This is a genomic window from Syntrophorhabdus sp. (genome assembly GCA_012719415.1).
In the GTDB taxonomy this organism is placed as follows: domain Bacteria; phylum Desulfobacterota; class Syntrophorhabdia; order Syntrophorhabdales; family Syntrophorhabdaceae; genus Delta-02.
Genome location: JAAYAK010000188.1, coordinates 1 through 9,736, shown reverse-complemented (window position 1 = coordinate 9,736; position 9,736 = coordinate 1). Strand labels below are relative to the sequence as shown.

Sequence of the window (9,736 nt, the reverse complement as noted above, 5' to 3'; positions counted from 1 at the left end):
TTCAAGCGGCTCAAGCCGTCTCTCTACTTCCTCATCCTCCAGGAGAAGAAAAAACCGAACATGGCGGCGAATGCTATGGCGAGGATTATCCAGAACGCGTGGGGATGCTTCTGGACAGGAATGGCGACATTCATGGAAAAAGCACTGACGACGAAGGTCGGGACCATGATGGCGATGGTTATCATGGTCAGTTTCTTCATCAGGATGTTGAGGTTGTTGTTCACGATGGAAACCCTGGCATCCATCATGCTGGCGAGAATGTTGGAATAGATCTCCGCCTGCTTGTAGCACTGGGTATTCTCGATGGTGATGTCGTCGAGGAGCTCCGTGTCATCGACGGTGAATCCTATCCGCTGCGTGTATATCTTCATCTTCTCGATGAGGACGGAGTTGGAGTTGATCGCGTTCTGATAGTACACAAGGCTCTTCTCCAGCGCGAAGAGGTTGAGAAGGTACGTGTTCTCCATGGAGGTGCTGATCTTCTCGCCCAGTTCGTCGGAGACCATGTCGATGACCCTTAAGTGCTCCAGGAACCGAAAGATGCTGTAGTTGACGATCTTCAGCATCGTTTCGGCGAGACGGCTGACACGGGCGAAGGTCTTGCTGTCGAAGATGGGGAGGTCCTCGGCCATCACGATGACAAGCTTGTCCTCGAAGAGGAACATGCCCATGGATGAAACGAGGAACTCGAAGGCGTGTTCGGCCTGATAATTGACGGGTACCTTGAGAATGATGGCGACATGATTCGACTCGATCTCGATACGGGAAAGCTCATCCGGGTCAAGGGCCGACTGAAGGGTGTGCTCGTCTATCTGGTACTGGTCGATGAGATGCCGTCTCTCGTTCTCATCGGGATTGATGTAGACGGCTATGTTCTCCGCGGCACCGACACATTCCGTTACCCGGGAATCCACTATGTTGTAGAGCTTTACCATACGAGATACCGTTCATGTTTGGATTGATACGTACAATGTATCCCATCTCTCCCGAAAAAGCACCGAAATTCTCAACAAAAAACCGGCATGTCCATTGACATCATTCCCGGCACGACCTCAAGTGTGACGCAGGACATTGACTGTCCGGAACCATAGTGCTATAAATCGTCATACCCCATATCAAGGAGATGATACGATGAAAAGACTTCTTCTCGCATCGGCCCTGATGGCCCTGATCGCCGCAGCGGCCATTCTGTCGTCCCCGCCGGCGATCGCCTCGTCCTGTCGCGAGTACTGCCTTTCCGATTGCTGCACGGATTCGAAGTGCACGAAGGAAAAAGAGGCCAGGTGCTACCAGGATTGCCTGAGGGATTGCGAAAACGCGGCCACCCAGCCAAAGAAGGACAGTTCCACCAAGCCCCCCAGGTGATCGAAAAGGACCAGCGCCCTCTCCTCTTCAGGGATCGCTGGTCCTGAATATCCCGTATCGCCTGCGGAGCCTCTACTTCTTCCTGACGCTGTAAAAAACGCCTGTACCGCCGAATATCGCCAGTTCGCCGAGTTCATCCTCGATCCTGAGGAGCTGGTTGTACTTCGCGATCCTTTCGCTTCTCGACGCGGACCCCGTCTTGATCTGTCCCACGTTGGTCGCGACGGCAAGGTCCGCTATGAAGGTGTCCTCGGTCTCGCCGGAGCGGTGAGAGATCACGCAGGTGTACCCCGACCGCTTGGCCATCTCGATCGTCGTCAGCGTTTCCGTGACTGTGCCGATCTGATTGAGCTTGATGAGGATGCTGTTGGCGATCCCCTTCCGTATCCCTTCGGCAAAGATCTTCGGGTTCGTCACGAAGATGTCGTCACCGACGATCTGTATGGTCGAAGCGCACCGGTCCGTGAATATCTTCCAGCCTTTCCAGTCATTCTGGGCGAACCCGTCCTCTATGGAAACGATGGGGTATTTCTTCACGATCGCCTCGTAGAAGTCCACCAGCTTGCCCGCGTCCCAGACGTTGCCGTCTATGTGGTATTTCCCCTTCTTGTAAAGCTCGCTCGCGGCGACATCGAGGGACAGGAAGACATCCTTCCCCGCCTTGAAACCGGCCTTGGCTATGGCCTTCATGAGCGTATCGAGGGCCTCCGTGGTCGATTGTATCTGCGGCGCGAAACCGCCTTCGTCGCCGACACCCGTCGAGTATCCCTTATCCTTCAGGATGCCCTTCAGGGTGTGGAACACCTCCGCTCCCATCCTCAGGGCTTCGCTGAAGGACGGCGCGCCGGCGGGCACGATCATGAACTCCTGGACATCAAGGGAGTTCTGGGCGTGAGCGCCGCCGTTGATGACATTCATCATGGGAACAGGGATCTCCCGTCCCCTGATGCCCCCGATGTACTGGTAGAGATCCACCCCGAGAAAGTCCGCCGCGGCCCGTGTGACAGCCATCGAGACACCCAGGGTTGCGTTGGCGCCGAGAACGCTCTTGTTCTCCGTGCCGTCGGCGTCGACAAGGACCTTGTCGATGTAGGCCTGGTCAAGGGCATCGAGCCCTTCGACTTCGGGGGCGATGATGTTGTTCACGTTCTCGACGGCCTTCTGCACCCCCTTGCCCTTGTACCTCTTCACGTCACCGTCGCGCAGTTCAAGGGCCTCCCTTTCACCGGTGGAGGCGCCCGAGGGCACCATTGCCCGGCCCATCGCTCCACTTTCCAGGACGACCTCGACCTCCACGGTGGGATTTCCCCTGCTGTCCAGTATCTCCCGTGCGTACACATCATATATCGTTGACATGAGAACCTCCTTGTTTTGTAAGGAAACCGGCCCTGCAAACCATCGGCCGATATGAGTGCAGGATACCACAGGAACCGATATCCTTCAATGGTCATATGCTGTTACGGACGGGGATCCAACCGGAACACACCCCTTGAGCCCAGTCTCAAAAGGGTTTACAAACCACCGCATATCGGATATATAACTGTTACATACGATCAATCGGGTCGATTCGAAAGGAGGTGACGACATGGCCAGAAGAACCCTGGTTTATTATCTCATCGCAGCGATGTTCATCATCGGCATCGCCCCCCGTGTCGATGCCGCATTTCTTCCATCGGAAACGATCGGCATCCCTCATGCGCAAAGGGACGCCGATATTCAGAAGATACAGGAAGTCCTCGAGATGAAGCTCGTAAGACAAAGACTCCTCGACCTCGGTTTCTCTCCGGAAGAGATCGCGTCACGGGTCTCGGAAATGACGGATGCGCAGATCCACAGTTTCGCCCAGAAGCTTGACGATCTGAGAGTGGGCAAGGATAGCGGGCTTGGTATCGTCATAGCCGTTCTCGTTATCATACTGCTCGTCATTCTCATCATAAACCTCACCACGGGCAAGAAGGTCGTGGTGACACAATAGCAGGACATTCGCGACGAAAGGACCGCCGGGCGCTTTTTGAGCCGCCCGGCGGCCGCACGCATATCTATGAAGGTCTTACCGTTCCTGTGCGCCCTTATCCTTCTCCTCTACGCCTGCGCCTCCGGGCCTGCCCCACTTCCCGAAGGGGCAAAGGTCCTTTCCAATGTCCCCTTCTTCCCCCAGGAGGAGTATCAGTGCGGTCCGGCTGCCCTCGCGACGGTCATGAACTACTGGTATGCCCGCAGCGGCAGCACCGTCAGGATCGGTGTCGATGAGATAGCGCGGGCCATCTACAGCCCCGGGGCACGGGGCATCCTGCCCACGGACCTCGAGAACTACCCGAGGAAGAAAGGCTTCGTGACGGAGCAATTCACGGGTTCCGTGAGCCGTCTGCGTGAGAGCATCGACAGGGGGGTACCCGTCATTCTTCTTGTCGACTACGGCGGGTCCATCTATCGGCTCGATCACTTCCTGGTGGCGACGGGCTACACCGGGAACGGCATCATCGTGAATTCGGGCCGCAAGGAAAGACAGGTCGTCCCGACGTCCGATCTGGAGGAAATATGGAAAAAGACAGGTTACTGGTCACTCCGGCTCTTTCCCTCCTGACAGCGGGCCTGCTCTTTTGCCTCTGCTCCTGCAGTCTTCCGAGGATACTCGTCCTCAATGATCCCTTGACACCGCGGGAACACATCGATCTCGGAGTGACCTATGAGAGATCGGGTGAGCTTGACGAGGCACTGAAGGAATACGAAAAGGCCTCACGGACCCTGCCCGTCGCCTATCTCTACATGGGCAACGTCTTCTTTAACAAGAAGGAATTCTCAAAGGCCGAGGAGCACTACCGCGAGGCGATCGACAGGACCGGCGACCCCCGGGCATACAACAACCTCGCCTGGCTCTACTTCACAACGAACAGGAATCTCGACGAGGCGGAAAAACTCGCGGGAAAGGCCGTCGAACTCGCCCCGGACAAAGAGGAATTCAAAGACACTTTGCAGAAAATAAAGGAAAAGACAATGACCAAATAAGAGGACAATGACCAAATCACAATAACCAATTGACCAGATAGAAGGGTAGAAGAGACCGATTGCATCACCTCTGGTCATTGATCATTGTCTGTTTTTCTGGTCATTGGAATTTGATCATTGGTCATTGTCTTCTTCAATCGAGGATACCATGAAAAAGCAGAACGTCTTCTCCCCCATCCCCTCCGATATCCCCGACGAGATATTCGAGACCATCGCGGCGAGCGGGGCCGTCAGGATCGAAAGGATCATCTCCCGGGGCCAGGTGACACCGCAAGGCTCCTGGTACGACGATAAGCGCAGCGAATGGGTCATTCTCCTCACGGGAAGCGCCGACATCCTCTTCGAGGGGGAGACCGACGTTGTCACCCTTCTCCCGGGAGACCACATCCTCATCCCGCCGCATCGGCGACACAGAGTGACACGCACAGACGACGGGGAACCCACGATATGGGTGGCCGTGTATTTTGCCTGACGCCACAAGACACGTACCAGCACAAAGACTCCCACTGTTGCGGAAAGGACCTCTTATCAGGTATATTTTCAGCCATGGCAGGTGAATATACACGGGATCGCGCCCTTGAAATGCTTGGCGCGACCGATGGGGCGCTCGGAGAACTGTACCGGCATGCCGATGTGGTGCGGAAGAACCACATGGGTGATGACGTGTACATCAGGGGGATAATCGAGTTCTCCAACATATGCGTCAACGATTGTCTCTACTGCGGGATACGGGCCTCCAACAGGAATGTCGCCCGGTACGTGATGTCTCCCGACGAGATACTGGCGATAGCGGATACGATGGGCCGTTTCCGCCAGACCACCGTTGTCCTTCAATCGGGCGAGACGCCGGGGATCGGAGATGAAAGACTCGGGCTCCTCATAAGACGGATCAAGGAAGCGACCGGCCTGGCCGTTACCGTCTCCGTTGGCAACAGACCCCTCGAGACATACCGCTACTGGCGCGAGTGCGGCATGGACCGGTATCTTCTCCGTTTCGAGACGTCCGACGCGGCGCTTTTCGCGCGCCTCCATCCGGGATCGAGCCTCGGTGACCGGCTGCGCTGCCTCGAAGACCTCAAGGGCCTCGGGGTGCAGACGGGCAGCGGATTCATGATAGGGCTCCCCGGTGAGACCGTGGGAGTGCTGGCGGACAACATCCTGTTGTGCCGCCGTCTCGACCTCGACATGATCGGGATCGGCCCCTTCATCCCCCACCCGGACACCCCTCTGTGCGGAACGAAGAACGCCTATCACGATGACCCCGATATGTTCTTCAGGGCCCTGGCGACGCTGCGCATATTCAACCCCGACGCCCACATACCGGCAACAACAGCCTTCGACGCCGTCTTTCCCGGCGAGGGACGGAACCTCGCCCTCGCAAGGGGCGCGAACGTCTTCATGCCCAATATCACTCCCGTCCGCTACAAGAAGGAATACCTTCTCTATCCGGGAAAGCCTTCTGTGGATGAAGAGCCCGAGGAATGCAGGACCGCCGCGATAGCACGGATCGAGTCCCTGGGGAGACGAGTGGGACGAGGTCCCGGCCACTCCTTCAAGAAAAAGGAGCAACCGGGACAGAGATGAACCTTAAACGTATTTTCCGGCGATGTAGTTGCTCAGATGCTCGATGAGCATGTCCTTCTCCGATATGATCGATTTGACCACGTCACCGATGGAGATGAGGCCGACGAACTTGTCGTTGTCAAACACGGGGACGTGTCTTATGCGTTTCGCCGTAATGAGGACCATGCAGTCCTCGACGGATGTCTCGGGCTTCACCGTGAACATCTTGTCCGCGGGGGTCATGATCTCCGACACCTTGGTCTGAGCCGACGTCTTTCCCTTGAGGATGATCTTGCGCGCGTAGTCCCTCTCGGAGACGATCCCGTGCACCCTTCCTTTGTCGTCAATGACCATCAGTGCGCCGATCTCCTTCTCGCCCATGATCTTCAGCGCATCAAAAACGGTCTTGTTCGGTCCGATGGACCAGATGTCCTTCTTCTTCTCCTTGAGCATATCCTTTGCAGTCTTCATAGCTCTTAAGCCCCCTTGTCTTTTTTTTCATGACCCCTGTGCAGATCCAAGCCTGTCTTGTTAAAGTATATAGTCAACGACTGAGGCAGGCAAGCGCATTCTCGCCCCCGCCTCGATCCTACCGAGCTGACGCGCGGCCGCAAAGAGCGACGGAGGAAATCGGCCCTTTCCCATCCATGCCGTCGATCCATGCTTTGGCCTCCGTCGTATAAGTATATTGCCCGGATACCGAAAAGTAAAGGAAGCCCGGAGACGCTCAGCCATCGTCTTCCAGGACTTCGGTCAGTTCCGGGAAGGGCTTCAGCGTCCGTTCGAGGATTCCCATGACATAGGCGATAAGGACCCCGTAGTTGACAACAGGGATCCCGGCATGTTTGGCCACCATCAACCGATGAAGCATTTCCTTGCGGTTTATCATGCAGGCGCCGCAGTGAATGATCAGCTTGTATCCCGACAGGTCCTTCGGCAGTTCGAGACCGCTCACCCAGGTGTAATCGAGGGGCCCGCCCACCAGCTGGTTCAGCCATCTCGGTATCTTCACCGTCCCGATATCGTCCTCCACGCGGTGGTGTGTACAGGCCTCGGAAACGAGCACCCTGTCGCCGGGAACAAGGTTCTCCACCGCCTTCGCCCCTTCCACGAGCGTCGCGAGGTCTCCTTTATGGCGGGCGAAGAGTATCGAGAATGAGGTCATGGGGACATCCTTTGGTGTATCGGCGGCGACCTTGAGGAACGCCTGGGAATCGGTGACGACAAGCCGCGGCTTGTCTTTCAGCTTTGCCAGCGCTCCTTTCAGTTCCCGTTCCTTCACCACGTAAGCCATGCCGTCGTGGTCCAGGATATCGCGGATCGTCTGGACCTGGGGGAGGATGAGTCTCCCCTTCGGCGCGGCAAGATCGATGGGTACAACGAGCACCACCGTGTCGCCGGGAGAGATGAGGTCTCCCAGGATCGTGGGATTCATGAAATCCTTCGGCGCTTCCCTGATCATGGCCATCTTCAACTCGTCGATACCCTGACGGGTCAGCGCGCTCACGGCCACGACTGGCAGAGCGGTGCCGGGAAGGACCTCCTCAGTGCTGAATCGCGGATAAAGGTCCGCCTTGTTGACGACGATGATGACGGGCACCTTCTTCTCACGGGCCTTTTCGATGACCTCCTCCTCGAACCTGCCGGCACCCGCGGCGGGATCGACGACAAGAAGCATGAGGTCCGTTTTGTTGAGAACACCGAGGGCCTTTTCTATGCGAAGCCTGCCCAGTTCTCCCACATCATCGATACCGGCCGTATCGATGATGACGACGGGCCCGATGGGGAGTATCTCCATAGACTTGTAGACGGGGTCCGTGGTGGTTCCGGGAACATCGGAAACAATGGCGATGTCCTGGTTCGTCAACGCGTTTATGAGACTCGACTTACCCGCATTTCTCCTGCCGAAGATGGCGATGTGGAGACGGCTTCCCCTGGGCGTCTGATTGAGTGTCGTATCTGTCACGTCTGTCCTTCCTTGCTTTTCTTCACTTTTTTCGACCCCGCCACGCCCGGCCTCGTCAACTCGCGCGCCTGGAAAATGGCTTCGATCTCCTCTTCCGAGAACAACCCCCTCTCGACGGCGGCCTCACCGATCGTCTTTCCTTCTTCCCGGGCCGCCTTTGAGAGCTCACCGGCCCTTTCGTGGCCGATGTACGGCGCAAGCGCGGTGGCAAGGCAGAGACTCTCCTCAAGCCACCGCCTGCAGCGCTCCTCATCCGCCTCTATCCCTTCGACCAGATGAGTGCGGAAGATGGAGACCGCGTTTGCGAGAAGCTTGAGCTCCGTCAGGAGGTTGAAGGCGATAAGCGGCAGGAACGCGTTGAGTTCGAACTGCCCCGACGCCGCCGAAAGGGTAATGGCGTGGTCGAGGCTCATGACCTGAAAGGCAACGCCGGTCGCCATCTCCGTGATGACGGGGTTCACCTTGTCGGGCATGATGGACGAACCTTCCTGGAGAGCGGGGAGCCTTATCTCGGCAAGACCTCCCCGCGGGCCCATGGACATGAGACGCATATCCGACGACACCTTGGCCAGATTGACGGCGGCCGCCTTCACAAGCCCCGAGACCTCGGCAAAGACATCGGCGTTCTGCGTGACGTCGACCATGTTCTCGGCCCGGGCGACGTTAAGCCCCGTGATGTCCTGCAGCGCGTCGATGGCCGCGTAGATGTATTCACGTTTCGCGTTAAGGCCCGTGCCGACGGCCGTGCCGCCGAGATTGACCTGCCGCAGCCGCTCCTCCACCTTGAACAGGCGCCACCTGTCGCGGGCAAAGGCCTCCGCGAAGGCCCCGAACTCCTGCCCCAGGGTGATGGGGACGGCGTCCTGCATCTCGGTCCGGCCGAGTTTGAGGATGCCGGCGAACTCCTGCTCTTTCTTCTGCAGGGCACCCTGAAGGCGCGCGATAGTCTCGGAGAGCACGATGACGAGCCTGACTGCCGCAACCTTCACTGCCGTGGGATAGACGTCGTTGGTGGATTGGGAAAGGTTGACATGACCTAAGGGATCCACGATACCGTAATCTCCCTTTTGCCCCCCAAGGATCTCTATAGCGCGGTTGGCCAGAACCTCGTTCACGTTCATGTTCGTCGACGTCCCCGCCCCTCCCTGCAGAGCGTCGACCATGAACTGGTCCGCGAGGGCGCCGCCCGCGACCTCCTTCGCGGCCGCGACGATCGCTTCTCCGCGCTTGAGGTCAAGAAGGCCCGCCCGCATATTGGCGACGGCGCAGGCCTCTTTCACCTCGGCGAGGGCAACGATCAGTTCCCGGGGAACGGGGAAAGAGGAGACGGGAAAATTCCTCAGCGCCCTTTGGGTATGAATGCCGTAGTACGCGCTGGCAGGCACCTTCATCTCGCCCAGAAGATCCCCTTCGATCCTGAAATCGCCCATGGTTCTTTGTTATAAACCGGCGGGAAGAAACAATCAAGCAAAGTCCTCGAAGGCCGTCTTGACCCAGGTCAATTTCACTTTGGACGTTCTGTTCTATACAATTACTATAAGGAGGGCAGATCATGGCAGAGAACTTCATACCCACAGGAAATGAGACCCGGGCGTTCAGCCTTGGAGACCTTGCCGCTTACCAGGAGCATTCCGTCGTGAGCCGCGAGATCGTGCGCAAGCCCGCGGGCACGATGACGGTCTTCGCCTTCGATGAGGGCGAGGGTTTGAGCGAACACACCGCCCCCTTCGACGCGGCAGTGTATATCATCGAGGGCGAGGCCCGGATAACCATCGACGGCAAGCCCCATTCCGTGAGAGGCGGTGAGATGATCATCATGCCGGCAAACAAACCCCA

At 57.5% G+C, this 9,736-nt stretch carries 12 protein-coding genes; 7 read left to right on the top strand and 5 right to left on the bottom strand.

Going from position 1 to position 9,736, the window contains the following annotated elements; genetic code table 11:
• Nucleotides 1–23: 23 nt before the first annotated feature.
• Nucleotides 24–935 (bottom strand): magnesium transporter CorA family protein, encoded by a 912-nt coding sequence (locus GXX82_10895; GenBank protein ID NLT23544.1) that lies wholly within the window; start codon nt 933–935, stop codon nt 24–26.
• 196 nt (nt 936–1,131) lie between these two features.
• Between GXX82_10895 and GXX82_10890 the strand changes: the two genes are divergently transcribed.
• On the top strand, nt 1,132–1,365 hold the full coding sequence (locus tag GXX82_10890; protein ID NLT23543.1) for a hypothetical protein: 234 nt from the start codon (nt 1,132–1,134) through the stop codon (nt 1,363–1,365).
• A gap of 72 nt (nt 1,366–1,437) precedes the next feature.
• On the opposite strand, the gene eno is transcribed toward GXX82_10890, so the two are convergent.
• Nucleotides 1,438–2,721: a phosphopyruvate hydratase gene (gene eno, locus GXX82_10885; GenBank protein ID NLT23542.1), complete on the bottom strand. Its 1,284-nt coding sequence runs from the start codon at nt 2,719–2,721 to the stop codon at nt 1,438–1,440.
• A 229-nt stretch (nt 2,722–2,950) separates the two neighbouring features.
• Between eno and GXX82_10880 the strand changes: the two genes are divergently transcribed.
• The 5 genes from GXX82_10880 (at nt 2,951) to hydE (ending at nt 5,955) form a co-directional block, all read left to right on the top strand.
• A complete protein-coding gene (locus tag GXX82_10880; GenBank protein NLT23541.1) occupies nt 2,951–3,340 on the top strand; it encodes a PA2779 family protein in 390 nt (129 codons plus the stop codon).
• 66 nt (nt 3,341–3,406) lie between these two features.
• Nucleotides 3,407–3,949, top strand: a complete 543-nt coding sequence (locus GXX82_10875; protein ID NLT23540.1) for a peptidase C39 family protein — start codon at nt 3,407–3,409, stop codon at nt 3,947–3,949.
• Nucleotides 3,904–4,371 carry a tetratricopeptide repeat protein gene (locus GXX82_10870; protein NLT23539.1) on the top strand — a complete coding sequence of 156 codons (468 nt, stop codon included), beginning with the start codon at nt 3,904–3,906 and terminating at the stop codon, nt 4,369–4,371. Before GXX82_10875 ends, GXX82_10870 begins: the two co-directional genes overlap by 46 nt.
• Before the next feature lie 148 nt (nt 4,372–4,519).
• Nucleotides 4,520–4,843 (top strand): cupin domain-containing protein, encoded by a 324-nt coding sequence (locus GXX82_10865; GenBank protein NLT23538.1) that lies wholly within the window; start codon nt 4,520–4,522, stop codon nt 4,841–4,843.
• Nucleotides 4,819–5,955: a [FeFe] hydrogenase H-cluster radical SAM maturase HydE gene (gene hydE / locus GXX82_10860; GenBank protein ID NLT23537.1), complete on the top strand. Its 1,137-nt coding sequence runs from the start codon at nt 4,819–4,821 to the stop codon at nt 5,953–5,955. The genes GXX82_10865 and hydE overlap by 25 nt, the downstream gene beginning before the upstream one ends.
• Nucleotides 5,956–5,958: 3 nt before the next feature.
• Here hydE and GXX82_10855 read toward each other — a convergent pair whose 3' ends face one another.
• The 3 genes from GXX82_10855 to GXX82_10845 form a co-directional block, all read right to left on the bottom strand.
• Nucleotides 5,959–6,405 carry a CBS domain-containing protein gene (locus GXX82_10855; GenBank protein NLT23536.1) on the bottom strand — a complete coding sequence of 149 codons (447 nt, stop codon included), beginning with the start codon at nt 6,403–6,405 and terminating at the stop codon, nt 5,959–5,961.
• A 256-nt stretch (nt 6,406–6,661) separates the two neighbouring features.
• Nucleotides 6,662–7,900 (bottom strand): [FeFe] hydrogenase H-cluster maturation GTPase HydF, encoded by a 1,239-nt coding sequence (hydF, locus tag GXX82_10850; GenBank protein NLT23535.1) that lies wholly within the window; start codon nt 7,898–7,900, stop codon nt 6,662–6,664.
• Nucleotides 7,897–9,330, bottom strand: coding sequence for an aspartate ammonia-lyase (locus tag GXX82_10845; GenBank protein ID NLT23534.1), 1,434 nt, complete (start codon nt 9,328–9,330; stop codon nt 7,897–7,899). The genes hydF and GXX82_10845 overlap by 4 nt, the downstream gene beginning before the upstream one ends.
• A gap of 122 nt (nt 9,331–9,452) precedes the next feature.
• Between GXX82_10845 and GXX82_10840 the strand changes: the two genes are divergently transcribed.
• A partial coding sequence (locus tag GXX82_10840; protein NLT23533.1) for a cupin domain-containing protein occupies nt 9,453–9,736 on the top strand: 284 nt, incomplete at its 3' end.